This window comes from Saccharospirillum sp. ABV4_185 (assembly GCF_056159245.1).
Genome location: NZ_JBSWUW010000002.1, coordinates 106,853 through 133,423 on the forward strand (window position 1 = coordinate 106,853; position 26,571 = coordinate 133,423).

A 26,571-nucleotide genomic window follows, 5' to 3' on the forward strand; every position below is an offset into this window, starting at 1 on the left:
TTACATGATTTGGGTCAAGCAGGCAGGCGATAACCGCAACTGCCATTCAGTAAGGTTTAGTCCGTTTCGGCTGATTTAAAGCGAGTGTCGGCGAGTGCAGCTTTGATCCGCTTAAGGTGGCTCTGGAATTCCGGCCCGTGTTTGAGGATGACGCCGGTGGCCAGTACATCGATAACCGTTAAATGCACGATGCGCGAGGTCATGGGCGTATAGATGTCGGTGTTTTCCGGGCTGTCGACACCGAGCAGAATATGGCTGTCTTCGGCCAGCGGCGAATGCGGCTGGGTGATGGCGATAACAGTGGCGCCAGAGTCGCGTGCGATGCGCGCCGTTTCCACCAGCGCTATGGTGCGGCCGGTGTTGGAAATAATGATCACCACATCGCCGGGTTTGGTGGCGGCCGCGGCCATGCGCTGCTGTAATACGTCGGTGTAGGCGACGCAGGGCGTGTTCATGCGGAAGAATTTGTGCTGGGCATCCATGGCGACACTGCCGGACGCGCCCAGGCCGTAGATTTCAATGCGTCGTGCCTGCGCCAGTGCATCGACGGTACGGCTTAGGGCGTTCGGGTCAATGGAGCGTTTAGCGTCAGAGATGGCGCTCATCGTCGCCTCGAAAATTTTGCTCGAGTATTCCTCGACGTTGTCGCTGGCTTCGACGTTGCGATTCACGTAAGGCGTACCGGTAGCCAGGCATTGTGCCAGCTTCAGTTTGAAGTCGGGGAAGCCGGTGCAGTCGAGGCTGCGGCAAAAGCGGTTGACCGTCGGTTCAGAAACGTCGGCGGCCTTGGCCAGGCTGGCAATGCTGGAACGAATCGCCTTGTTCGGATCTTCGAGAATGACCTGGGCGACCTTGCGTTCGCTCTTGCTCAGGCAGCTCGGGTTCGACTTGAGTCGTTCCAGAATGTTCAATGACATGCGTGCGCTATCCTTAAATGGTCGCCTTGGGCCTTGATGATGTCGCTAAGTAGTCGCTGGCGGATTGTATGGAATATCCCGGGCCAGCGAAAGGCTGACAGCCTTGCATGCTGGCGGTGGTAACCAGCGTTCGGGCGGTCTGATGTCTTGTTGTAAAATTACAATTATAGGCGACATTAAGCCCTCAATACCGTAAAATTGGAAAAAAACTACAGTTCACCGCCTTAGGTATCGGAGTCATCTATGGATCAACTGACAGCCAGCAGCCCTTGTAACGTCGTCATCTTCGGCGGCAACGGCGATCTGGCTATCCGCAAGCTGTTGCCGGCACTCTACAACCTCGATCGTACCGGTTATCTGGGTGACAACACCCGCGTGATCGGCGCTTCGCGTACCGATCTGGGCCACGACGGCTATCTCGATCTGGTCAAGCAGGGGCTGGATCAATTTGTCGATCGCGCCCAGTGGGATGAAGCCGTCTGGGAACGGTTTTCCAAGCGCCTGACTTATGTGGCTGTGAATGCGCGCGAACCGGAAACATTTAAAAATCTGGCGGCCGAACTGGATCAGGATTTCAGTTGCCAGGATACCGTGTATTACCTGTCCACCGCGCCGGACTTTTTCGGTGAGATCAGCCGTAATCTGAACGAAGCCGGTCTGGTGAACAGCAGCAGTCGGGTGGTGCTGGAAAAACCCATCGGCAAAAGTCTGGCGTCATCGAAGGTGATCAACGATGGGGTGTCGGAAATTTTTGCCGAGAACAATATCTATCGCATCGACCATTATCTGGGTAAAGAGACGGTTCAGAACCTGCTGGCTGTGCGTTTTGCCAATGCCTTGTTCGAGCCGGTTTGGACCAACGCTCATATCGACAACGTGCAGATCACCGTCGCCGAAACCGTCGGCGTCGAAGGCCGCTGGGGTTATTACGACGATTCCGGCGCATTGCGCGACATGATTCAGAACCACCTGCTGCAATTATTGTGTCTCGTGGCTATGGGTGTGCCGGTGTCGCTCGATGCCGATGCGGTTCGTGCTGAGAAATTAAAAGTACTGAAATCCTTGCAGACCATGAGTCTCGATAAAGTACGCCGCAACACCGTTCGTGCGCAGTACGCGGCCGGTAATGTCGGCGGTAAGGCGGTACCGGGTTATAAAGAAGAAGAGGGCGGCAAGCCCAATTCGCAGACCGAGACGTTCGTTGCTATTCGCGCCGATATTCACAACTGGCGCTGGCGCGGTGTGCCGTTTTATTTGCGCACGGGTAAGCGACTGCCGGCGCGCTACAGTGAGATCGTTATTCAGTTTAAAGACGTGCCACATTCCATCTTCCCGGAAGGTTCTAACCTGGCGTCCAACAAGCTGGTGATTCGTCTGCAACCGGAAGAATCCATTCAGCTGAATATGATGAACAAGCTGCCCGGTCTGGGCGAAGGCATGCAGGTCACGCCGGTGACGCTGAACCTGACCATGCCCGATCACATTGCTGACTCACGCGTGCCGGAAGCTTATGAACGTCTGATTCTCGATGTCATTCGCGGTAATTCCACTCTGTTCGTGCACCGCGATGAAGTCGAAGCTGCCTGGGTTTGGGCCGATGCCATTCTCGATGGTTGGAAGCAATCTACGGTCGCACCGCACAGCTACCCGGCCGGCAGTTGGGGTCCGCAAGCGGCCTTCGAACTGGTGGCGCGTGATGGCCGTAGTTGGCATGAAAGCAACTGATGACGCTGAACGCTTGACGGGAAACGGTAGACGCTATAACCGCAAACCAGCGTTTAGCGTCCGGGCGGCGTACCGCTTCCGTTTCGCGTCTCCCAGATAGCCGAAGGATAACCCAATGCAACAACTCGATTTCGACAGCCGCGAAGCGCTGACTGAACAATTGGCCGGTGAAATTATTGAGCGATTGGCTGCGGCCATCGCCGATACCGGCGAGGCGGGTTTGGCGGTTTCCGGTGGTCGCACGCCGGTGGATCTGTTTAAGGCATTAAGTGTGGCCGACCTGGATTGGTCCAAGGTAACCATCACGTTGGTCGATGAGCGCTGGGTCGATCCCAGTGACGACGACAGCAACGAAAAGTTGGTGCGCACTCACTTGTTGCAAAATAACGCCGCTGCGGCGCGCTTTATTGCACACAAGAGCGATCACGCTACGCCGTTCGAGGCCGAAGCCGGCCTGAACAAAAAGCTCGCGGCCTTGCCGGAACAACTGACCGTGACCTTGCTGGGCATGGGTGAAGACGGCCATACCGCGTCTTTCTTCCCCGGCGCGGAAACGCTGAATAAGGCGCTGGACACGCATAACCACATCGATTGCTGCGGCGTGGTACCGAAAACCGCACCGCACGCCCGTATGACGCTGACGCTGAAGCGAATTCTGCACAGTGACTGGATCGTGCTGCATTTAACCGGCGCCGGTAAAAAACCGGTTTTGGAGGCGGCGCTGGGCGATGGCCCGGTGGTGGAGCTGCCGGTGCGCTCGGTGCTGAAGCAAACGCTGACGCCAGTCTCGGTCTATTGGGCTGAGTGACGCTGAACGCTGAACGCTTAACGGGAGACGCCGAACGCTGGATAGCGGTTTTAGCGTCTCACGTCCGGGCGGCGTACCGCTCCCGTTAGCGTCTCCCGGACACCAGCGTCTCCCGAACAAATACAGAGGTAGAGTTAACAATGAATACCACCTTAGAAACCGTCACCAACCGCATCATTGAGCGCAGCGGTCCCTCGCGCCGTCGCTATCTGGAGCGGATGTGCGATGCTGGTGAAAACATTCCAGATCGCCGCCAGTTAAGCTGCGGCAATCTGGCGCATGGCTTCGCCGCCTGCTCCGAAGATGAAAAGAACACCATCAAAATGATGAACCAGGCCAACCTGGGCATCGTCACCGCCTACAACGATATGTTGAGCGCCCACCATCCGTACGAGCGTTTCCCCAACATCATCAAGCAGGCCGCACGTGAAATGGGTTGTACCGCCCAGGTCGCCGGTGGCGTGCCGGCCATGTGCGACGGCGTGACCCAGGGTCAGCCGGGCATGGAGCTGAGCCTGTTCAGCCGCGACACCATTGCCATGGCGACCGGTGTGGCGCTGTCGCACAACATGTTCGATGCCGCGCTCTACTTGGGTGTGTGCGACAAGATCGTGCCCGGTCTGGTGATCGGCGCGCTGCGTTTTGGTTATCTGCCCTCGGTGTTCGTACCGGCTGGTCCGATGCCGTCCGGTCTGCCCAACAAGGAAAAAGCCCGGGTGCGTCAGGAATATGCTCAGGGCAAAGTCGGCCGCGATGAGCTGTTGCAGGCCGAGTCTGATTCCTACCACAGCGCCGGTACCTGTACTTTTTACGGCACTGCGAATTCCAACCAGATGCTGATGGAATTTATGGGTCTGCATCTGCCGGGTTCGAGCTTCGTGAACCCGGAAACGCCAATGCGCGATGCGCTGACGCGGGAGGCTGCCCAGCAGGCGATTCGTCTGACCAAACAGAACGGCCAGTACACTCCGATTGCCGAAGTGCTTGACGAAAAAGCCTTTGTGAATGGCATGGTCGGTCTGCTATCCACCGGTGGCTCCACCAACCTGACCATCCATATGATTGCCATGGCGCGCGCCGCCGGCATCATTTTGAAGTGGGAAGATTTTTCCGATCTGTCCAAGGTTGTGCCGACGCTGGCGCATGTCTACCCCAATGGCATGGCCGACGTGAACCACTTCCATGCCGCCGGTGGTCTGGGTTATGTGATGGGCGAATTGCTCGGTGATGGTCTATTGCATGCTGATGTGAAAACCATCTTCGGCACTGGCTTGGATGGTTACACTCAGGAGCCGTTTATGGACGGTGACGAAGTGGAATTCCGTCCTGGCACGACCCAATCGCTGGATGAAGACATCGTGCGTCCGGCCAGCAATCCGTTTAGCCCACAAGGCGGCCTGCAGGTATTGAAGGGCAACCTGGGTACCGGTGTGATCAAGGTGTCGGCGGTCAGTCCCGAGCACCGCATTATTGAAGGCCCGGCCGTGGTATTCGAAAGCCAGCACGATTTGCAGGAAGCCTTTAAAGCCGGCGAGCTGGATCGTGATTGCGTTGTGGTGGTTCGCTTCCAGGGCCCGAAAGCCAACGGTATGCCCGAGTTGCATAAATTGACGCCGCCGCTGGGCGTCTTGCTTGATCGCGGCCACAAGGTTGCGTTGGTGACCGATGGCCGTATGAGCGGTGCCTCCGGTAAGGTCCCGGCGGCGATTCATATGTCGCCCGAGGCGAGCGAAGGTGGTCCGCTGGCGAAGGTGAAAGCCGGCGACATCATTCGTCTGGACGCCGATGCCGGTACCGTCGAAGTCCGCGTCGATGCTCAGCAATGGGCGCAGCGCACACCGGTTATCGCTGATTTGAAAGACAACCAGTTTGGTGTCGGTCGCGAACTGTTCGCGCCGATGCGGGCTGCGGTAAATACCGCCGAAGAGGGTGCCACCATCTTCCGCTTTGAAGATTTCGAGGACTGAGCATGGCCCAATACGGTTTGATCGCCGATATCGGCGGCACCAACGCCCGCTTTGCCCTGGCACCGCTGCTGAGTTTCGACCCGGCAAAAGGCCCGCAACTCAGTGAGCAGGATCTGGTCGCTGTTGCGGCTTTAAATGGCGCCGAGTACGACACCATTGCCGATGCCATTCGCGCTTATCTGGCAGGCCCGGCGGCCGATTATGAGCGCCCTGAACACGCGGTGATGGCCATTGCCTGTCCGACCGATCAAGACCGCATCACCATGACCAACCACACCTGGTCGTTCAGTGTGCGCGAATTGCAGGCGGACATTGGTCTGGCGTCGCTTAAGTTCATTAACGATTACAACGCTTTGGCTAATTCCATTCCACATCTGGGTGAAGACGGCGTGGTTAAGGTGGGTCCCGGCGAAGCGGTTCCCGGTTGGCCGATGGCGGTGACGGGTCCGGGTACCGGCCTGGGTCTGGCAGGACTGGCGTTCAGCAGCGCCGGTCCAGTGACCTTGGAAACCGAAGGTGGCCATGCTCACTTTGCGCCGACCGACGCCGTCGAGATCGATATTCTTAAATTCCTGCTCAACAAATATGAGCGCGTCTCGGTCGAGCGGTTGCTGTCTGGCATGGGGCTGGAGAACATCTATCAGGCCCTGTGTGACCGTCAGGGCGTGGCGCCGCAAAGCCTGAAAGCGGCGGATATTTCCCAGCGCGCTCTGGATCGTGCCGACCCCCAGTGCGAGGAAGCGTTGGCCCGGTTCTGCGCCATCCTTGGCTCCTACGCGGGCGATGTCGCTTTGATGCTCGGCACCAAGGGCGGACTCTATATCGCCGGCGGCATTGTGCCGCGGTTCCTGGATTATTTTCAGACCAGCCAGTTCCGCTCCCGCTTTGAAGCCAAGGCGCGACTGCGTGGTTTTGTCGAACACGTGCCCACCTATGTGGTGGTATCCAAACAACCCGGCCTGCTCGGTGCAGCGGCCGTTCTGAACCATCGCCACAACGCCCACTGAGGCGAGGCAAACGCCTTCTTGGAGAGATGCAAATGAGCTATTCCGTCAGTGAGATTCTGCAACAAGCCTACCCGGTAATGCCGGTATTGGCCGTTAATCGGGTTGAAGATGCCCGGCCTTTGGCCGAGGCGTTGAAAGCCGGTGGCTTGAAAGTACTGGAGGTGACTTTGCGCACCGAAGCGGCCATCGATGTCATTGCCGAAATGAAAAAAGTCGAGGGCGTTATTGTCGGCGCTGGCACCGTGACCCGGGTTGAGCAACTGAAACAACTCGAAGACGTCGGTGCTGATTTCGCCATCAGCCCGGGCGCTACACCGCGTTTGCTGGATGCTGGTTTGCAGGCGTCCATGCCGTTTTTGCCGGCGGTTGCCAGTGTGTCGGAAATGATGCAGGGCATGGAACTCGGTTACACCCATTTCAAATTCTTCCCGGCGGCGGCGTCGGGTGGCGTGTCGGCGCTTAAAGCCTTTGCCGGTCCTTTCCCGGACGTGCGCTTCTGCCCGACCGGTGGCATTTCGGTTAAGGACTTCCGCGACTATTTAGCCCTGGATAATGTTGCCTGTGTCGGCGGCTCCTGGGTGGTACCGGCCGATGCCTTGAATCAGGGTGACTGGGGTCGTATTGAACAGCTGGCGCGCGAAGCCTGCGAACTGGCCGGTTGATCCGGCCACCTGCTTGGCTTGTCGAACAGCCTTAGTACAATAACAACCATTCGATTCCAGACGTTGCCCGGCCTCGCCGGGCGCGTTTCTTAGGCAACCATTCATGCCCGATCCCGTCATGCCCAACCCCGGCCCTGACAGTTTGAACGCCTGGTTCGAGGCGGTCGATAGCACCATCCTGAGCCGTCAGGATGCGACCACCGGTCTGTTTCCCGCCAGTACCGATGTCAACGGTCACGGTGATTACACCGATGCCTGGGTGCGCGATAACGTCTATTCCATTCAGGCCGTCTGGGGCTTGTGGCTGGCTTATCGGCGCAGTGGCGAAGATCCTGAACGCACGGACTATCTGGCCGACTGTGTCACCCGCCTGATGCGTGGCCTGTTGCAGTCGATGACCCGTCAGGCGCACAAGGTCGAACGCTTTAAATACACCCAGAACCCGCTCGATGCGCTGCACGCCAAGTACGCCACCCATTCCGGTCAGGTGGTTGTTGATGACGACAAGTGGGGCCACCTCCAGCTTGATGCCACCTCGCTCTATTTACTGATGCTGGCGCGGATGACGCGTTCTGGTTTGCGTTTGGTGCAGACCGTCGCCGAAGTGAATTTCGTGCAGAATCTGGTCTGGTATATCGGCCGGGGTTATCGCACGCCGGATTACGGCATCTGGGAGCGCGGCAACAAGATCAACAACGGCCGCGTCGAGATTAACGCCTCCTCGGTTGGCATGGTTAAGGCGGCGTTGCAGTCGATTCGCGGCGTTAATCTCTTTGGCGAAGGGGGCGGCCAGGCGGGTATCGTCCATGTGGTTTCCGATGAAATTGCCCGTTGCCGAACTACTTTGGAAAACCTCTTGCCGCGTGAGTCGATGTCCAAGGAAGTCGACGCCGCCGATCTGTCGATTATTGGTTATCCGGCGTTCGCGGTAGAAAAGGCATCGCTGGTGAAAAAAACCCGCGAGCGTATTCTGAGCAAATTAGGCGGTCGCTATGGCTTTAAGCGATTTTTGCTCGATGGTCATCAGACGGTTCTTGAAGACCCACATCGGCTGCACTACGAAGCCCACGAACTGCGCAATTTCGAGCATATCGAATCGGAATGGCCGCTGTTTTATACCTACTGCTATCTCAATGCGTTATTCGATGGCGATGCTGACTTGGCCGCCGATTACCGTCAGCGTTTGGATGATTTGCGCGTTGAACACAACGGCCAGTGGCTGTTGCCGGAACTGTATTTTGTGCCGGCTGATCGCATCGATGCCGAAAAGGCCGATCCCGGCAGTCAGCCGCGTCAGGCCAATAACAATGTGCCACTGATCTGGGCGCAATCCCTCTACACCCTGGGTTGCCTGCTTGATGGTGGTTATATCGAGCGCAGCGATATCGATCCACTGAACGCTCACCGTCGTGTCGGTGACAAACATAAGACACCGGTGGTGGTCGGTCTGCTGGCTGAAAACGAACAGGTTCGCTCGACGCTGGCGCAAGCGGGTTTGTTCAGCGAAACCGTCGATGATCTGGAGCCGGTGCGAGTGTTGCCGCCGCTGGAGTTGGCGCGGGTATTCAACATCATCGGTCAGAATCGCGAACTGGGTTTGACCGGTCGACCCCAGCGCCGGCCGCGTTCACTGTCGACCGCTCAGTTGTACGAACTTAATGGCGAAAGCTGTGTTTTCCTGCCGCAATTCCAGAACCGCGATACCTTCTATCTGGCCTCTGATAACCGTCTGTTGTGCGAAAAAATCAAGGCGGAACTCAGCTACATCAGCCGTCACTGGGACCAGCCAGCGCGACCGCTGATGATGATTTTATTGTCCGAGCCGATGCTCAACGCACCCGACAAAGATGCGCTCTATGAGTTGATTCGCGAACTGATGGCCGGAGAGTGTGGTGATATAGCGGTCACCACCGGGCCGATGAATGAGCTGCTCAACGAAGTCGGTGTCGAGCGCATTGAAGAACTGAATGATTACCAAGTGCCGGCGGCGATGGCCTTGTCGCGCCGGGTGCGCAAGCAATGGTTGCAGGTGGATTTGGCGCAGTGCACGCCACTGCAACCGTCGATGCTCAGCTTACTGGAACCAACTGAAAGCCTGGAAGTGAAGGTGCAGCGTCTGCGTGCTTCGCTCAACCTCTATGAGCAGATTGATATTCTCAGCGACCTGGCTGAAGCAAACGGCCTCGATTTCGACCCGGGCATCGCGCCACGGGTGACCGTTAAGGTGTTGTTGGAAGAGGTTTATCGGCGCGCCAGCGATGCTTATCTGTGGAGTGTGATTCGCAAGGCCGCCGGTGTGCTCGGCAAGTACTGGGGTGGTTTGGAAGACGCCGTTGCCGAAGTGCTGGCGCGGCAACGCATCATTATTGTTGGCCGTGCCTATTCCGATCAGGGCACCATTCGTGAGCCCTTGTCGAATAAAGAAACGCTGAAGCTGATCAACCGCAACTGCGGTCAGGATCGGCGCGAAGCGGTGTTGAATCAGGAGATTCTGGTCATCCTGTCGACCATTATGCGCGGCGAGCCGGATCTGTTTCAGGGCATGATGACGCTGCGCCCCGGTCACCTGGCGATGTTGATCATGGGGCAATTGGCGCAAAGCGACGATCTGAAGCCAGACCAGGCTTTTGAACGACTGGCCTCGCTCAGCCCCTACGACATCCAGCATCGCATCCGCGCCATCCTGGGCAGCTATTCGCAGGAAGTCGGCCGCCTGTTTGCCCAGGAATCGCTGCAAATGCGCACTGAACCGGCGCAGTTGAATCCGGTGTCGGACGAGGGCGATAGCAAGGCTGAGCTCGGTGAAGCGCGTAACTGGTACCAGTGGCGTGAGCAGCAGGGCGTTATGCCGCGCCTGCCAGAGGACTTTCATCCTGGCCTCTGGGCGTTACTCGGGCAATGCCGGGGGCTGGTCGTTGGTGACCGCTTTGACCCGCGCTCGCGGTTGGAATCGGCCCGGGTGCTCGACCAGATGACCGCCGGCGAACCTCAGTTCGCCCAGTTGGTGGAGCGCATGCTCGATCAGATTCCCAGCCCGGCCTATCGCCAACTGAGCATTGAAGCCTTGTTGGGCTTACTGGCTTTTGTCCGCGCTAACCCGGCGATGGAAGTCGACGATTATGTGGTGCTCGATGTCATTATCTCTCACGCGGTCCGCCTCAACTGGATCGCCCAGTTCCCCGCCCAGAAAGAAAATTACAACCAGTTTCGCGGTCAGGCCTGGCAGGCCTTCTACCAGAACCCGCCGGCGCGGGTAAAAAACCGGATTTTGGAAGCGCTGACTTATCTGATGCAGGCGGCCGGTAACGACAACCGCCCAAGCTGAGGCCGCATGATACGGGCATTCGGCGCATCTTTACGGCCTTTGGCAACGATCCGGGCTTGCATTTGGTAGTATTATTACGTCAAGATGAGCCCAGTTTGATCGGCAGCCACAAAAGTGGTGAAAGAAAATTACATTCCGGTCTGGAATGGGGTCGGCAAGGTAGCTTCCCAGGCGTTGTTAGCCAGGGTGATGAAAGCCGGGTCCAGTCGGGGTTTCGCCGTCCAGGCGAAACGGTGCTTGTATAACGACAAGAAACGAGTGAAAGCTGATGGCTAGTATTACTTTTGAGAACGTAGGCAAGAACTACGAAGACGTGAGCGTCATCAAGAGCCTGAACCTGGAAATCAAAGACAAAGAGTTCATGGTTCTGGTTGGCCCTTCTGGCTGTGGTAAATCCACCACCCTGCGTATGATCGCTGGCCTGGAAGAAATCACCGACGGCAAACTGTATATCGGCGATCGCGTCGTTAACAACATCCACCCCAAAGACCGCGACGTGGCCATGGTATTCCAGAGCTACGCTCTGTACCCGCACATGTCTGTGTTTGAAAACATCGCCTTCGGTCTGCGTCTGCGCAAAATGCCGAAGGACGAAATCGACCGTTTGGTTAACGAAGCGGCCGAAACTCTGGGCTTGACTCCGCTGCTGGATCGCAAACCTAAGGCTCTGTCCGGTGGTCAGCGTCAGCGTGTGGCTCTGGGTCGCGCTATTGTGCGCAAACCTTCGGTATTCCTGTTCGATGAGCCGCTGTCCAACCTCGACGCCGAGTTGCGGGTGCACATGCGCGCCGAGATTGCCAACCTGCAGAAGCGACTGGGCATTACCTCGGTCTACGTAACCCACGACCAGGTTGAAGCCATGACCATGGGCGACCGTATTGCGGTACTGCACGACGGTAACCTGCGTCAGGTCGGTACGCCGTTGGATCTGTACGACACTCCGCACAACGTCTTCGTCGCTCAGTTCATCGGTACGCCGAATATGAACATTCTGACTTTCAAAGTCTCTGACGATGGCAGCGAGCTGGTGCACCCGGATCTGACGTTCAAAACCCCGGCCGAGTGGAAAGACGGCATTGCTGAGCGCAAGGGTAAGAACGTCATCGTTGGTATTCGTCCGGAGCACATTATCTCTGCTGATGAGCAGGACTGGACCAACGTTGCACCGCTGAAAGGCAAGGTTGAGATCATCGAAACCCTGGGTCACGAAGTGGTTGTTCATATTAAGATGGCGAACGAAGAGAAGAAAATCCTCGCCAAGATGGACGTACACAAAGTACCTAAGGTGGGCGAAGAAGTGGCTCTGGAAGTTAACGTCGACCGTCTGCACGTGTTCGACGCCGAGACCACCAACCGTCTGTGATGCGGGCCTGAAAAACGAACTTAAAAAAGCCGGCATGACGCCGGCTTTTTTGTCGCTATAGTAGTCATATTTCCTTGTTACAGGTGTCCGATGAAAATCCAGATCGCCTCGCCCAGCCATTACATCACTGACCTGCGTTATCCCTGGTCCAAACATCTGACGCAGTGGCCGCCAGAATTATTCGTCGAAGTGGCGCGCGGTATTCACCGCAATGTGGTGCGGTTTATCAGCCACAACAATCAGGTGTATGCGCTGAAAGAATTGATGACGCCAGTGGCGCGCAAAGAATACAAGCTGTTGCGCGAATTGCAGGAGATGGGATTGCCGGTGGTCGAAGCGGTCGGTTTGGTCACCAACCGGGACGAGGAAGTCGCCGAGGCTCGGGCGCGTTTTGATCTGGTCGGTGAACCGGTCGATATGGCCAATCGCAGCCTGTTGGTAACCCATTATCTCGACGGCGCTTTGCCATACCGCATCATTATTCAGCAGGGTATTTCGGCCGAACAACTCAGTCAGATGCTCGATGCGCTGGCCGAGTTATTGGTGCGTTTGCATCTGTCCGGCTTTTATTGGGGCGACTGCTCATTGTCGAACACCTTGTTCCGGCGCGATGCGGGTTTGATGGCGGCCTATCTGGTGGATGCTGAGACTGGCGAGATGCGCGATAAACTCTCGGAAGGCCGTCGTGAATACGACCTGGAACTGGCTGAAACCAACATTGGTGGCGAGCTGATGGATCTGGAAGCGGCCGGGACCCTACCCAAAGGCCAGGACCCGATTGATCTGGCTCAGGCGTTGGTGGAGCGTTATGCCAAACTCTGGGCGGAACTGACTCAGGATGAGATCTTTGATCCTGAAGATCAGTATCTGATGGAGCAACGTATTCGCCGCTTGAATGATCTGGGCTTCGATGTCGAAGAGATGGAAATCACCACCGTCGATAATGGCCAGCGCGTACGGATGGTGCCACGTGTGGTCGAGCATTGGCATCACCGCCGCCGCCTGAACAGCCTGACCGGTTTGCAGGTGCAGGAAAACCAGGCGCGCCGATTGCTGAATGATCTCAGCCGTTACAAAGCTCATTTAAGCGAAGTTGACGGTCGCGAAATTCCGGAGCCGGTGGCGGCTTATCGATGGTTGTCTGAAGTTTTTAATCCCACGGTTCAGCCAATCCCTGATGAAATGAAAGGCAAGCTCGATGATGCCGAAATCTTCCACGAAGTGCTGGAGCACCGCTGGTACTTAAGCGAAGCCTCGGGCAAGGATGTTGGCCAGAAAGCCGCTATCGACTCCTATATCAATACGGTGCTCAAGCGTCGCCAGGCGGGTGATGTGGAAAGCGAGATCGACCCCTTTGTTTCCTCTCAGAAATAACCCTTAACTACAGCGGCCGATTATTGGCCGCTGTTCTCACGACACTTTGGCTGTCACGATACCTTGGTTGTTTCGATCAAAAAATAAACATTCTCCTACCGCAGCATTGCTGGTTTTGCCGCCCGTTGGTAGCGCATCTGTCCGCCTTGGCGCTTAAGAACCTGGTTCTATGGTCGCTAATAATGGTGGTTAAGGGTGGGACCGAGGGACGGTCGGATGACAATGGCAATCGGGCCGGGAGCGCCTTTTATTATTCAGACGAAACCGCTGGTTCATTCCAGGCCGGCATCGTTGCGTTATGATTTTCCCGTTTTCAGCAACGGCGGATTTGACGCTTTCCAGGGCAACTATGGACCTCCGCGTCGTCTTGAAACCGTCGCAGCGGCCAGCAAAGATTCTCCGGATTCTCTAACCAGCTTACTCGCCAAGCAGGTGGTGCGAGACCAGCCTAAACAGGCGCTGGAAAATCTGTCGTTGAATTTGGCGGCTTTTTTGAAAGATGGTGAATCGTCGGTCGATCAAACCCTGACACGCTACCACTATTCGACAATGGAGGAAGGGGCTGCACCGCTGGATGTCGCTAGCTTTGAATCAGATCGCCAGCAGGATAGCGACGCACTCAAACTCAGTATTAAAACCAAAGACGGCGATACGCTGACCTTCAGTTTTCGTCTCGAAGCTGGTTATGGGCATACCGGAGCGCAAAAAGGTATTGGCTATCAAAGCCTGGCGGTCAGTTTTGAATTGGATGGAGAACTTTCAGAACGGGAGATGGCTGAACTGACCGGCTTATCCGAAGGTCTGAATGCTTTGGCCAACAGTTACTTCAATGGCGACGGCGCCCAATTAGCCGATCTGAAGTTGGATGAACTGGATCAGGTGGCGTCACTGTCGTTGTCTTTAGAGGGTGTTGGGCCCAGTGGTATCGAACTGTCGATGACAGACAACGATGTTAGCCGGGAATACAACATCGAGATGAATGGCGATACCGTCAAGATGTCGCGCGACAAACTCAGTTTGCTGGGTTCGTCAGACCCGGAAAGGCGCGCAGCGGTTCTGAACCATTATCGAAAAATGCTCATCGATGGGGTTGAGCGTTCTCATGGCAGTGGCGACCAGCAAGCCTTAATGTTGGAAGCGTTCAACTTATTGCATGGGGCCGATAGCGACACAGACACCAGCGCGGTTGAATTGACAGCGGATGAGTCCTCTATGTTGACGGGGTTGCCTGACTTCGCATTTGAATTTGATGGTCGGGTTGTACGCAGTGTGGCTAATCCCCAATTCGGCACCTTGGTTGAGCAAATGAGTTTGTCTCTGTCTCAGAAAACCCAAATGCGGACCTACGGCTCGCAGGCAAGAGAGATCGATCAGATCCAAGACTGGACCTTGAAATCTACCTATTTCGAACCCCTGCCTTACATGGATAGAGTTGATCTCGAAAAGCAGAATTACAACTACGTTAGCTTGCAAGAGCACGGCCAGGTGCGTAATCACATTGGACTGAGAGACGGCCAGATTGAAGCCGTACAGACTCAGCATTTCGACAGCAAGCGTGATGAAATGGTGTTTATCGACGGTGAACTGGCTGACTGGAAAACAACGTCAAAATCATTGGATGAAATCCGCGACCTGACGGCACGTTTGCGCACTGAAAACAGTGCCTTCGATGCTGTCTTGTTGGAGGAAATCCTGCTTGATCCGATGGCAATGGCACAGCGAGCTGAGGTGGAAAGGGTTGAACACGATCTGTCTTAGGCTCTTTGGTTAAGTCAGCTGATATAACTTATCGCTTTGAACTTGTTGGCTAGTGCCGGCGATCTTTGCATACACTAAGCGGTCTTCACTCAAAGGGGCGCAAACGCGCCTCTTGGGTTAAAGCTATTAAAGCCAAGGCCGTTATGGTGGTTAACAGAGGGATTTCTGTGAGCAGCCTATGACTAACCTGAGCGCCATCCAACCTTTCGCTTTTGCACCTCAAGGCAGAGTCCAGCCATCACCCACGGCTCCAATCCAGGACTCAGCGTTCCAAGGCAACGACATAGCGGTTTTGTCGAGCCAGAGTATCAAGCCGGATGAGGGTGGGATTTACCAGCCTCCGGTCAAACGCAGCTATCAGCATGTCCTGTCGAGTGATGCCCCAGACAAGCTAACGGCGCAACTGAGCAATCAGCTGGAACATACGCAGCGCGGTAGAGCGGTCAATAACTTATCGCAGAACATGACGGCTTTTCTTGCCAATGGAACCCAGTCGGTCCGACAGGCGGTCAATAACTACGAGTATTATGATGTCAGCGGTGGCCGACAGTCGATTGACCCGGCAACCTTTCAAGCTAATGATGTTCAGGTTGATGCGTCTTTAGCGCTGCAGTTTAAAACCAAAGATGGTGACCTAATAACTTTTAAGTTCTCTCAGCATACTGCCACCGGTACAGCAGAAGGTGCCACCGGCGGTGTGCAGCGACATGGCATTGATTTTAGTTACCAGGTTGAAGGTAAGCTGTCGCAGAGTGAACAGGAGGAGCTGGCTGATTTTTCAGAAAATCTTAATCTTCTGGCGAATCAGTATTTCCAGGGAGGCAAGTTTGATCTGGGTCAGTTAAAGCTGGGTGAACTTAATCACCTGGGCGAGTTGTCACTGTCGATGGACCGGGGTCATAAGAACGGCGTCAATCTGAAAGTAACCGACACCGAGAATTCGCGGAATATTGAGGGAGTTATTCAAGGGAATGTTCTGCAGCTAACGCTGGATAAGACCGGTATTTTAGCCAGTGCAGATGCTGATCGTCGCGATGCTGCTGTTGCTCATTATCGACAGATGATGCTTGACGGAGTACAGCGTGCTAAAGGACAAAGTGATCAGCGTGATCTGTTGCTGGATGCGTTCGATGCACTGCATCAACTGACCGATAAAGAAACGAAGTATTTTGGCATTGGAAGTAAAGCTTACGAAGCTGAAATGTTAACCGGCCTTGCCGATTTTACGGTCGAATTTGATGGCCGGGTTCAGCGAGCGAATACTGATCCACGCCGCCTGGATCAGGAAGAGAAATTCTCTTTGTCGCTGGCACAGCAAAGCGAAGTATTTACCAAAGACTCAATGAATCGTAGCGTGGAGCAGCGTCAATTGTGGTCGTTGGACGCCAGTTACTTTAAGCCGCTGGACCACCTGGATGAAGTGGATTTTGAAAACCAGAACTATCAATATTTTACCCTCTCGGAACAGGCTGAAACCCTCACTCAGGTGAACACTGTCGATGGTAAGGTGACTGCCAGTCAGCAGCGCAGCTTTAACAGCCAGTTTGACAGCCGGGAATACAATGAAGGAATTCTGGTCGACTGGCAAACTACGTTAAAACAAGATCGTGAGCTTCTGGATTTTACTGAACAGTTGAATAGCGACAATTACAGCCTTAATCCAATTGAGCTTAGGGAATTGCTGTTGAACCCTACCCAGATGAACAGTGGCGCTCATCTTAAAGTCATTGACCATGACGTATCGAACGGTTTGGAGGGCTGAGACTGGCTATTTCTATAGTGGTGCGGGTCAGAAGTTTTGATCTTGTTCGCATTAGTTCGGATTGTTGTTAAACCGGTCTCAACAGAGCATTGCTAATTTGACTGACCTGGCGCAGATTATCGGAAATTTGACGCACCAGAAACGGAGGCAGGGATATGTCACCGGATGCTCAGCCCAGCGTATCAGCCATTGCTGTCGTAGATCTCGCCCGAGAGCTACTGCGCTTGAACATCATTAATAATTCGTCACTGCGACATCTCTATACCCCTTTGGCTGCCCAGGTTGAGCAACTGCAGGACAACGCCGATATCAGCGATCTGCTTGAGAAGCGTTACCCGGAAGCCTGGCTGGTCTGGCTGTGGCAACAAGCCAGTGAGAGTCCTTTTTTTCCGGCTATAGGCGTTGAGTTTGGCACTCGTGTCGCCCCGGAACCCAGAGGACTGCCCAGTTATTTAATGCAGTCCTGTCGCGATCTGGGCGAGGTGTTGGAGACTTATCTTGAAAACATTCTATTGGTGAATCCTGCGGATCACTGGAAGGTGGAAGTGGAAGGTGATCGCACGGTGCTCAGTTTTCGTTTTTCCTCGTCGATCGAATACCCGCGATGCGCGGTAGAGCGCAGCATGTCGGTGCTGTATCACTGGGGGTGTCACCTGTGCCAGCAGCCGTTGCCTTTAGTTGCGGTCGAATTTGCTTATCCCAAAGCTGAATATCATGCTGCCGTGGAGCGCTGTTTCCGCACGTCGATACGCTATAACGCCGACCGTAACGCCCTGATCGTGCCCAGTTCTGTGTTTGCTACCCCGGTTCAGGGAGGTGAGCACCCCTATCTATTTAAAATATTGTCACAGCGAGCAACAAGTCTGCGTTCGCAGATAGCCCAGCAACAGACGTTAAGTGGCCGCGTGCAGCAGTTATTGGACAAGAATCTGTCTCATTACGGCAGCCAGGCAAGAATGGCCCGGGAATTGTGCATGAGCCGCTCAACCCTGGTACGCAAACTGGCTAATGAAGGGGTGCGCTATTCTCAGTTGCTGGACGATGCGCGTAGACGTTGTTTTGAACAACTGCGTGGCTTACCTGCCTCACAGCTGGCTCACAAGCTGGGGTTTATGGATGTCAGCGCTTTTTATAAGGCCAGGCGGAGATGGGAATAGGGTGGGAATAGAACCAAGGAATCTGGAAACCCGATACAAAAAAGCAGCCATTAGGCTGCTTTTCATAATTTGGAGCGGGACTAAAGCCGGCAAGGCTTTTGCGTGAGCGCAGCGAGCCCGAAGGGCAAGGCCATGCAATGGCCGCAGCAAACGAGATTCGTCTGGCCGGCATTCCGGTGGCCGGCACACCGGCTCGCGAGGCTGCCCGCCCGGCCCTAACCTCGGTCAAGGTTGTGCTCTACCACTGAGCTTTTGCTACATACAAAAAACCCGGAACATGTCCGGGTCTCTTTAAATTTGGAGCGGGACTAAAGCCTGTAAAGGCTTTTGCGTGAGCGCAGCGAGCCCGAAGGGCAAGGCCATGCAATGGCCGCAGCAAACGAGATTCGACTGCGCCGGCACACCGGCTCGCGAGGCTGCCCGCCCGGCCCCAACCTCGGTCAAGGTTGTGCTCTACCACTGAGCTTTTGCTACATACAAAAAACCCGGAACATGTCCGGGTCTCTTTAAATTTGGAGCGGGAAACGAGATTCGAACTCGCGACCCCAACCTTGGCAAGGTTGTGCTCTACCACTGAGCTATTCCCGCAGGGCGGGTTGTACCCTATTGAGTACTTCCGCAAATTCTATTCTGAAGTGGCGTCCCGTAGGGGACTCGAACCCCTGTTACCGCCGTGAAAGGGCGGTGTCCTAGGCCACTAGACGAACGGGACCTTCAGAAAGCGATCGGCGATTTCGTCGAAAGCGGGGCGCATCTTACCATCGGTTTTGACCTTTGCAAGGCTTTTTCTAAAAAAATTATCTAAATCAGTGTGTTACACCGGTTTTAGCGCGCTTTACCAGCACCGGTGTACCGCCTGTCATTGGGCTTTGCTATGGTTGGAGTCCTGGTTAGTGTTCGGTGTACCGGCGGTTTAGAGGAAGTGGGTCCATGCATCGTTGGTTGTTTCGTTGGATGATTTTTACCGCCGGCTGGATCTGTGTCGGCCTGGGCGCCTTGGGTGTGGTCTTGCCGGTTCTGCCGACCACGCCCTTTATGTTGCTGGCGGCCTTTTGTTTTGCCCGCACTTCGCCACGCTTCCACCGCTGGTTGTTATCTTCTAAAGTGTTTGGACCCTTGATCGACAACTGGCAGCGTGAGCGATATATCGAAAAGCGCTCCAAGCGAACCGCCTTGCTGGTGGTGGCCGTTACCTTCGCAGTGTCCATCGCCGTTGTTGATCCCTGGCCGTTGAAGGTCATGCTGGTTTGTTTTTGGGTCGCCTGTACCGTCGGTATCGGACGGCTGTCGACCGTACCATTGTCGCAACGCCAAGCGGCGACAAAGCCGGCGGTTGTACAACGTCGGCCATCCTAATAAGAACATCACATCATCTAATTTGTGAGGGAGTCATTATGAGAGCCCGTCTTGCGGCTGTGGTTACTGTGTGTCTGGCGTTTCCGGCGCTTGCTGAGGAAGACGTTACCGTCTCCTATTACATCGCCGAGCGTGGCGAGCCCAAATACCAGCAAGGCTTCGAGCATTGGGATTATGTGAACCCGGATGCGCCTCGAACCGGATCAGTAACCTACGGCGCTCGTGGCACTTTTGATAACTTCAATCGTTTTGCGCTGCGCGGCACAACCCCGGCGAGTATTGCCTCTTATCTGTTTGATTCTCTGATGGTCGGTAACGGTGATGAAGTGGGAGTCTATTACGGACTGATTGCCGAGCAGGTGGAGTATCCGGCTACTAACGACTGGATCATCTTTCATTTGAATCCGGATGCGACTTTTCAAGATGGCAGCCCGATTGAGGCCTCAGATGTCGCCTTTACGTTTAATCTCTTAATGACCGACGGCGTGCCGCAATTTCGTAACATCTATGAGGGGGTAACGGTCGAGGTTCTGGACGCTCGTCGGGTGCGTTTTGATCTGCCGGGTCCAAGCAAGTCGGACCTGGTTGGCCTGGCAGCTTTGCCGGTTCTGCCGGAGCATGATTTCGCTGATCGTGATTTCTCCGAGCCTTTTGAAGATGTTCCGCTTGGCAGCGGCGCCTATACCATCAGTGAATATGAGATGGGACAGTATGTTGTCTATCAGCGAATCGACGATTACTGGGCAATCGATCACCCCACTCAACGGGGTCAGCTGAACATTGAGCGAGAACGTGTTGACTATTATCTGGACGACACCGTTTTGTTAGAGGCCTTTAAAAAGGGTGACTATGATTATCGAACGGAATCGTCTGCCCGTAAGTGGGCGACTCAATACACCGGCAGTAACTTTGATGATGGCTTTATCATAAAGGAAAGTATTCCCCACGAAATACCGACCGGTATGCAGGGCTTTGTCTTTAACATCCAACGTCCGGTATTTGAAGACCGCCGCGTCAGAATGGCGATCAATCAGCTGTTCGATTTTGAATGGACAAACGCTAATCTGCTCTACGGTTATTACAATCGTACCTACAGCTATTTTCAGAACACCGAATACATGGCCACCGGACTGCCGCAAGAGCAAGAACTGGCTATCCTGGAAGAATTCCGCGGGCAGATCCCCGATGAGGTTTTTACCCAGCCCTACAGCAACGTGCAGACCGACGGCAGCGGTAATATCCGGCCACAACTGAGGCAGGCATTGGCTTTGTTGCGTGATGCGGGCTATGAAAGTCGCGATGGTCAGATGGTCAATGTCGAAACCGGTGAACCCCTGAGTTTTGAGTTGCTGCTTTATCGGCCAGATAACGAACGCATTGCCATTCCCTTTAAAGAAAATCTGGCCAAAGCCGGTATTAATATGACCATAAGGACGGTCGACACTACTCAGTATGTCAATCGTTTGCGTGAGCGTGATTTCGATATGGTGTCGCGCGCCTTCTTCAGTTACGCCTACCCCAACGACAATCTTCGAATTCAATGGGGCAGTGGCTATCTGGATTCCAGCTATAACATGGTGGGCACCCAGGACCCGGTGATTGATGCACTGATTCAGGGAGTGATGGATAACCAGCAGGATGAAGAGTTATTGCTGGCCTATGGCCGGGCGCTCGATCGGGTGTTGTTGTGGCGTTATTACGCCGTACCACAATGGCATAACAGCGAGCACTGGGTCTCTTACTGGAACAAGTTTGGTCGACCAGAGCGCCTTCCCCGTTACTCTCTGGGCGCCTCGTCCTGGTGGTACGATGCGCAGGCGGCGCAAACCTTACCGGAGCGTAACGGTCGTTGAGTAAGCCGATTTTATGACTGCCTATTTAGTACGCCGGCTGCTGCTGATTATTCCGACGCTTTGGGCGATCGTGACCATCAATTTTCTGATCATCCAGGTCGCTCCCGGCGGTCCGGTTGATCAGATGATTGCCAAACTGGAAGGCAATACCGCTTCTATGCTGGATCGCGTTACCGGCAACAATCAAAGCGATACCGCCGACAGTAATCAGCAAAGCAGTGGCAGCGGCAACCGCACTGGAGATTCCTCCTACCGCGGTGCCCGCGGCCTGACTGAAAAAGACATCGAAGCCATCGAGGCGCGTTTTGGGTTTGATCGACCACTGCACGAACGCTATTTCAGCATGCTGTGGGATTATCTGCGTTTCGATTTCGGCGATAGCCTGTTTCGTGGTGGATCCGTCGTTGATTTGATTGTTGAACGTATGCCGGTCTCCATTTCTTTGGGACTATGGTCGACGCTGATCATCTATTTGGTCTCCATTCCTTTGGGTATTCGCAAGGCGGTCAAACACTCTTCTCCTTTTGATGTCTGGACTTCGGGCGTCATTTTCGCTGCCAATGCCATTCCGTCTTTCCTGTTTGCCGTGCTGCTGATCATCCTTTTTGCCGGTGGCAGCTATTTCGATTGGTTTCCATTGCGTGGCCTGACCTCGTCGAACTGGGAAGAGCTCAGTTTGCTGGGAAAAATCGCTGACTATTTCTGGCATATGGCACTGCCAATTTTCGCCATGGTAATTGGTGGCTTTGCCGGCCTGACCATGCTGACCAAAAACTCTTTTCTTGATGAAATCCATAAGCAATATGTGATGACAGCGCGCGCCAAAGGCGCGACGGAAAAACGCATTCTTTACGGTCATGTGTTTCGCAATGCCATGTTGATCATTATCGCCGGCTTTCCCAGCGCATTTATTGCCATCTTCTTCAGTGGTGCTCTGTTAATCGAAACCATTTTCTCACTTGATGGATTGGGACTGCTCGGTTTCGAATCCACCCTGCAACGCGATTATCCGGTGATGTTTTCCACCCTCTATGTGTTTACCTTGCTGGGCTTGGTGATGAATATCATCAGTGACCTGACCTATACGCTGGTCGATCCACGCATTGATTTTGAGGCGCGCTCATGAGCTGGTTTCAGTTGACGCCGGTCGGTCGCCAGCGTTGGCAGCGGTTTAAAGCCAATCGTCGAGCCTGGTGGAGTTTATGGATTTTCGGCATCGTCTTTGTGGTGTCGATGGCATCGGAACTGGTTGCCAACGATCAACCTTTGCTGGTCTGGTACGACGGCCAACCTTATTTCCCGGTCGCCACGACCTATCTGGAAACCGATTTTGGCGGCGACTTTGAGTTGCCCGCTGATTATCGCGATCCCTATATGCGCGAACTGATCGCTGAAAAGGGTTGGATTTTGTGGCCGCCCATTCCTTACGGCTACAACACCATCAATTACGACTTACCCAGTCCGGCACCGAGTCCGCCGACCAGCGATAACTGGCTGGGTACCGACGACAAAGGCCGCGATGTCGTAGCGAATCTGCTTTACGGTTTTCGCATATCCGTCCTGTTTGGTTTTGCAGTCACCATTATCACCGCGGTTATCGGCATTGCTGCCGGAGCGGTACAGGGGTTTTATGGCGGCCGGCTCGATCTGTTTATGCAGCGATTTATCGAAATCTGGAGCAGCATGCCGCAGCTGTTTATGCTGATTATCCTGATGAGTATCGTTACGCCCGGTTTCGGCTGGTTGTTGCTGGTTACGCTGCTGTTTGGCTGGATGGGTTTTGTCGGTGTGGTGCGCGCTGAGTTTCTGCGCGCGCGTAATTTTGAATACGTCCAGGCGGCGCGTGCCATGGGTATGAGCGACGGGCGCTTGATGTTTCGCCATATTCTGCCCAATGCCATGGTCGCGACTTTAACCTTTATGCCGTTCACCCTGTCAGGCTCAATCACTATCTTAACCTCTCTCGATTTTCTCGGTTTTGGTATGCCGCCGGGATCCCCTTCGTTGGGATTATTGTTGGCGCAGGGTAAGGCTAATATTCAGGCGCCCTGGCTGGGTTTTACTGCCTTTTTTATCGTTGGTTTTATGCTCACCACGCTGATCTTTATCGGCGAAGGCGTGCGTGATGCCTTCGATCCGCGTAAGGCCTATTGATATGAGTTTGTTAGCGCTGAAACAGCTGTCGTTGGGCTTTAAACAGGGCGATCAGGTTTTGCCCGTGGTGCACGATGTCAGCCTGGAATTAAACGCCGGTGAAGTGGTTTCGCTGGTGGGCGAAAGTGGCTCGGGTAAGAGCGTCACTGCTTTATCCATTTTACGTTTGTTGCCGGAACCACCGCTGACTTTCCTAAGTGGTGATATCGAATGGAAAGGGCAGTCGGTGCGCTCGATGAGCGACAACGAGTTACGTCGTTTACGCGGCGGCAAAATCAGCGTTATTTTTCAGGAACCGATGACCTCGTTAAACCCGCTGCATACGGTTGAAAAACAGCTGGTGGAAATGCTCGAACTGCATCAGCCGGTGCGTCGCAGCGAGGCCGTTCAACAGGCCTTGGCGATGTTGGAACGCGTCGGTTTGAAATCGCCGGAGAAAAAATTGCGCGCCTATCCGCATCAGTTGTCCGGTGGTGAACGGCAAAGGGTGATGATCGCGCTGGCATTGATGAACGATCCTGAGCTTTTGATCGCCGATGAACCGACCACCGCGCTCGATGTCACCATCCAAGCACAGATTTTGGAGCTGCTGGTCCGGCTGCAAAAAGAGCTGGGTTTGACGGTGCTTTTCATTACCCACGATCTGACGCTGGTGAATCGCTTTTCCGATCGGGTGGCAGTGATGGAAGGCGGGCGTCTGGTCGAGGTCGGTACTACCCGGCAGGTGTTTGATCAGCCGCAGCATCCCTACACCCAAAAGTTATTGGCCGCCGAGCCGGGCGATGCCCCCGCACCTTTGAACGAAGCAGCGCCCTTGCTGCTGGAAGCCCAATCCATGCGCGTCTGGTTTCCTATTCAGCGCGGCATTTTGCGTCGCACTGTGGATCATGTAAAAGCGGTCGACGACATCAGTTTCCGGCTGCATCAAGGTGAGTCGCTGGGCGTGGTGGGCGAAAGCGGTTCGGGTAAATCGACGTTGGCGCGTGCTTTATTGCGGCTTAATACGGCTCAGGGCGAGGTGCGTTTTGATGGGCAGGATCTGCAGTCGTTGAGCAACACCGAACTGCGTCCATACCGACGTGCCATGCAGATAGTCTTTCAGGACCCGTACGGCAGTTTGAGTCCGCGTTTGTCGGTGGAGCAGATTGTTCGCGAAGGTCTCGATATTCATCAGATCGGCACGCCGCAAGAACGCGAGCGCGAAGTGATACGTGCGCTCGAGGAAGTCGAACTGAACCCTGAATTGCGTTTCCGTTATCCCAATGAATTTTCCGGTGGCCAGCGTCAGCGCATTGCCATCGCCCGGGCTTTGGTGATGCGACCGCGTTTTATTATTCTCGATGAACCCACCTCGTCGCTTGATCGCACGGTGCAGTTTCAGGTGATCGAGTTGCTTAAGCGATTGCAGGCTGATCACGGTCTGGCTTATCTGTTTATCAGCCACGATTTGAAGGTGGTTAAGGCGCTCTGTCACTCAGTGTTGGTGATGAAAGACGGCCAGGTGGTGGAGCAGGGTGTCGCCTCCAGGCTGTTTGCTCAGCCGCAACATCCGTACACTCAAGCGCTGTTGAAAACGGCTTTTGGCTGAATGTTTTTAGCTGCGTGACCTCGAATAAAAACAGGATGAACTTATGACCGCAGTATCGGCGCCTATCGTCGACCATCGCAAGGGAGTTTTGATTGCCGCTCTGGGCGTGCTGGTATTGAGTTTCGATGCCTTGTTGGTGCGTCTTGTCGGCGCGTCGCCCTACGATGTTGGTTTCTGGCGCGGTGCGCTGGTCTTTGTGTCGATGACGACCTTTATTATTGTCACCGGCCGCGCTCAGCAGTTTCGTATCTATGCAGCGCATGGTTTGGCCGCGGTGATTGTCACCATGCTGTACGGTATCAACACCGGCTTATTTGTATTTAGTGTCAACCACACCTCGGTCGCCAATACGGTGGTGGTGTTGGCGTCGTCGTCGTTTTTTGCCGCCTTGTTTTCCTGGGTGCTGTTGCGCGAGACGATTCCGTTGCGCACCTGGATTGCCATTATCGTCGCCATGTCCGGTGTGCTTATTGTGTTTGCCGGCTCCGTTGGTCTGGATCAATGGCGCGGTGATGCCCTGGCGTTATTGCTGGCAATGCTGATGGGCTTGATGCTGACCTTGCTGCGCCGCTTGCCCAACTTGCCCAAGATGCCGGTGGTGGCGCTCAGTGGTTTGGTCACATCTTTGTTATGCGTCGCTTTTTCCGACCCGCTGACCTTGGCGGCAAGCAGCTACGGCTGGCTGGCGGTCATGGGCTTGTTGCAGATGCCGGTTGCCTCGGTGTTGATTATGACGGCGACGCGTTATTTGCCCGCGCCGGAGGTCAGTTTGTTTTTGTTGATCGAAACCTTGCTCGGCCCGATCTGGGTCTGGCTGGTGTTGAGTGAAGCCATTCCGCCGCTGACCTTTGTTGGTGGCATTGCCATTATGGGTGCCATCTTCGTGCATTCCTGGCTGTCACTGCGTCGCCCGGAAACCGACCTGGTTACACCGGCCGACCCGCCGCTTTAGTTCACCGCTGTGGCGGTTAGCGGATAGGTAAACAACAGCAGGTGCGCGAGGTTCAATAACCAGTGCACCAGCACCGCCCAGAGCAAACGGCCGGTCCATAAATAGGCCAGGCCGTAGACCAGTCCCGCCAGCGTAACCACTGCAACATAAGTCCAGCCTCCGGCCAGATGCGCGATGCCAAACAAGGCTGCTGCCAGCAACAGCGCAGGCCAGGGTCCCAGACGGCGCTGCAGCCAGCCCTGCACGACGCCTCTAAACAGCAGCTCTTCCGCCAGACAGGTATTGAGCAGGTTGGCACAGGCGAAAATCCAGAAAGCGGTGGGGATGGCCGGTTGCCAGCCGATCAGTCCGCTCGACCAAGCCAGCAACAAGGGCAGGGCAATGCCGCTGGTGAGTGCTGCGATGGTTAAAATTTTGTTTGGTAACGGCCGGGCTTCCAGGCTGGAGCGAAACAGCGGCATAAAGGCCAGCAGCGACCAGGCGACCAATACTTTGTCGTGATTGAAGTACAGGCTGCTGGCGATGCTGTTGGCTTTCAGCGCGCTGTCGGCCACAACCACCAGTCCCTGATAACCGGGCACGGCATGGCCAAACAGCAGCGCGCTGATCACCAACCAAAGCGCACCGCGAGCAAGGTTCAGCCACAGCGGACCAGGGCGCAATCGCATCCAGGCGGTCAGCAATACATAGCCCAGCGCCACGGCAAAGAACAGCCAATCGGTATAGCCAATCAGGGCGGCAACAAAGAGCAGCAGGGCAGCACCGCCGTAGCGCAGCCGATCGTGTTGCGCCAGGCCAAGCACGACCAGCGCCAGTGAATAGAAGAGGGCAAAAGGGAGCATG

General features: G+C 55.0%; 19 protein-coding genes and 4 tRNA genes. 17 read left to right on the forward strand and 6 right to left on the reverse strand.

Annotated elements, in window-relative coordinates:
• Positions 1 to 56: 56 nt before the first annotated feature.
• Complete coding sequence (gene hexR / locus ACXAE6_RS17635; RefSeq protein WP_475152206.1) at positions 57 to 917, reverse strand: transcriptional regulator HexR; 861 nt, start codon at positions 915 to 917, stop codon at positions 57 to 59.
• 243 nt (positions 918 to 1,160) lie between these two features.
• On the opposite strand from hexR, the gene zwf reads away from it, so the two are divergent.
• From zwf to ACXAE6_RS17690, 11 genes are all read left to right on the forward strand, one after another.
• A complete protein-coding gene (gene zwf / locus ACXAE6_RS17640) occupies positions 1,161 to 2,642 on the forward strand; it encodes a glucose-6-phosphate dehydrogenase (RefSeq protein WP_392805274.1) in 1,482 nt (493 codons plus the stop codon).
• A 115-nt stretch (positions 2,643 to 2,757) separates the two neighbouring features.
• Positions 2,758 to 3,450, forward strand: coding sequence for a 6-phosphogluconolactonase (gene pgl, locus ACXAE6_RS17645; protein ID WP_475152214.1), 693 nt, complete (start codon positions 2,758 to 2,760; stop codon positions 3,448 to 3,450).
• A gap of 140 nt (positions 3,451 to 3,590) precedes the next feature.
• Complete coding sequence (edd, locus tag ACXAE6_RS17650; RefSeq protein WP_475152218.1) at positions 3,591 to 5,417, forward strand: phosphogluconate dehydratase; 1,827 nt, start codon at positions 3,591 to 3,593, stop codon at positions 5,415 to 5,417.
• A 2-nt stretch (positions 5,418 to 5,419) separates the two neighbouring features.
• The gene (gene glk / locus ACXAE6_RS17655; protein WP_475152220.1) at positions 5,420 to 6,424 is read left to right on the forward strand and encodes a glucokinase; all 1,005 of its coding nucleotides are present in this window, start codon (positions 5,420 to 5,422) and stop codon (positions 6,422 to 6,424) included.
• 32 nt (positions 6,425 to 6,456) lie between these two features.
• A complete protein-coding gene (locus ACXAE6_RS17660; RefSeq protein WP_475152226.1) occupies positions 6,457 to 7,086 on the forward strand; it encodes a bifunctional 4-hydroxy-2-oxoglutarate aldolase/2-dehydro-3-deoxy-phosphogluconate aldolase in 630 nt (209 codons plus the stop codon).
• A 103-nt stretch (positions 7,087 to 7,189) separates the two neighbouring features.
• Positions 7,190 to 10,411: a glycoside hydrolase family 15 protein gene (locus ACXAE6_RS17665; RefSeq protein WP_475152229.1), complete on the forward strand. Its 3,222-nt coding sequence runs from the start codon at positions 7,190 to 7,192 to the stop codon at positions 10,409 to 10,411.
• A 268-nt stretch (positions 10,412 to 10,679) separates the two neighbouring features.
• Positions 10,680 to 11,774, forward strand: a complete 1,095-nt coding sequence (locus tag ACXAE6_RS17670; RefSeq protein ID WP_475152231.1) for an ABC transporter ATP-binding protein — start codon at positions 10,680 to 10,682, stop codon at positions 11,772 to 11,774.
• A 90-nt stretch (positions 11,775 to 11,864) separates the two neighbouring features.
• Positions 11,865 to 13,148 carry a DUF4032 domain-containing protein gene (locus ACXAE6_RS17675; RefSeq protein WP_475152235.1) on the forward strand — a complete coding sequence of 428 codons (1,284 nt, stop codon included), beginning with the start codon at positions 11,865 to 11,867 and terminating at the stop codon, positions 13,146 to 13,148.
• Between the two features lie 216 nt (positions 13,149 to 13,364).
• A complete protein-coding gene (locus tag ACXAE6_RS17680; RefSeq protein ID WP_475152239.1) occupies positions 13,365 to 14,906 on the forward strand; it encodes a hypothetical protein in 1,542 nt (513 codons plus the stop codon).
• 178 nt (positions 14,907 to 15,084) lie between these two features.
• Entirely contained in the window at positions 15,085 to 16,668 is a 1,584-nt protein-coding gene (locus tag ACXAE6_RS17685; RefSeq protein ID WP_475152242.1) for a hypothetical protein, read from the forward strand.
• 155 nt (positions 16,669 to 16,823) lie between these two features.
• The gene (locus ACXAE6_RS17690; RefSeq protein ID WP_475152244.1) at positions 16,824 to 17,825 is read left to right on the forward strand and encodes an AraC family transcriptional regulator; all 1,002 of its coding nucleotides are present in this window, start codon (positions 16,824 to 16,826) and stop codon (positions 17,823 to 17,825) included.
• A gap of 142 nt (positions 17,826 to 17,967) precedes the next feature.
• Here ACXAE6_RS17690 and ACXAE6_RS17695 read toward each other — a convergent pair.
• From ACXAE6_RS17695 to ACXAE6_RS17710, 4 genes are all read right to left on the reverse strand, one after another.
• A tRNA-Val gene (locus ACXAE6_RS17695) sits at positions 17,968 to 18,084 on the reverse strand.
• Positions 18,085 to 18,196: 112 nt separating this feature from the next.
• A tRNA-Val gene (locus ACXAE6_RS17700) sits at positions 18,197 to 18,299 on the reverse strand.
• 39 nt (positions 18,300 to 18,338) lie between these two features.
• Positions 18,339 to 18,413, reverse strand: a tRNA-Gly gene (locus ACXAE6_RS17705).
• A 48-nt stretch (positions 18,414 to 18,461) separates the two neighbouring features.
• Positions 18,462 to 18,537: transfer RNA gene (locus ACXAE6_RS17710), tRNA-Glu, on the reverse strand.
• 218 nt (positions 18,538 to 18,755) lie between these two features.
• Between ACXAE6_RS17710 and ACXAE6_RS17715 the strand changes: the two genes are divergently transcribed.
• The 6 genes from ACXAE6_RS17715 to ACXAE6_RS17740 are packed head-to-tail and all read left to right on the forward strand — an operon-like array spanning position 18,756 to position 25,728.
• Positions 18,756 to 19,181 (forward strand): YbaN family protein, encoded by a 426-nt coding sequence (locus tag ACXAE6_RS17715; RefSeq protein ID WP_475152250.1) that lies wholly within the window; start codon positions 18,756 to 18,758, stop codon positions 19,179 to 19,181.
• Positions 19,182 to 19,219: 38 nt separating this feature from the next.
• Positions 19,220 to 21,034, forward strand: a complete 1,815-nt coding sequence (locus tag ACXAE6_RS17720) for an extracellular solute-binding protein (protein WP_475152253.1) — start codon at positions 19,220 to 19,222, stop codon at positions 21,032 to 21,034.
• Positions 21,035 to 21,047: 13 nt separating this feature from the next.
• Complete coding sequence (locus ACXAE6_RS17725; RefSeq protein ID WP_475152256.1) at positions 21,048 to 22,160, forward strand: microcin C ABC transporter permease YejB; 1,113 nt, start codon at positions 21,048 to 21,050, stop codon at positions 22,158 to 22,160.
• Entirely contained in the window at positions 22,157 to 23,188 is a 1,032-nt protein-coding gene (locus ACXAE6_RS17730) for an ABC transporter permease (RefSeq protein WP_475152259.1), read from the forward strand. The genes ACXAE6_RS17725 and ACXAE6_RS17730 overlap by 4 nt, the downstream gene beginning before the upstream one ends.
• Position 23,189: 1 nt before the next feature.
• Entirely contained in the window at positions 23,190 to 24,776 is a 1,587-nt protein-coding gene (locus ACXAE6_RS17735; RefSeq protein ID WP_475152261.1) for an ABC transporter ATP-binding protein, read from the forward strand.
• 43 nt (positions 24,777 to 24,819) lie between these two features.
• Positions 24,820 to 25,728 (forward strand): DMT family transporter, encoded by a 909-nt coding sequence (locus ACXAE6_RS17740; protein ID WP_475152266.1) that lies wholly within the window; start codon positions 24,820 to 24,822, stop codon positions 25,726 to 25,728.
• On the opposite strand, the gene ACXAE6_RS17745 is transcribed toward ACXAE6_RS17740, so the two are convergent.
• A complete protein-coding gene (locus ACXAE6_RS17745) occupies positions 25,725 to 26,570 on the reverse strand; it encodes a lysostaphin resistance A-like protein (RefSeq protein ID WP_475152269.1) in 846 nt (281 codons plus the stop codon). The two genes, ACXAE6_RS17740 and ACXAE6_RS17745, sit on opposite strands and share 4 nt — an antisense overlap.
• Position 26,571 lies beyond the last annotated feature (1 nt).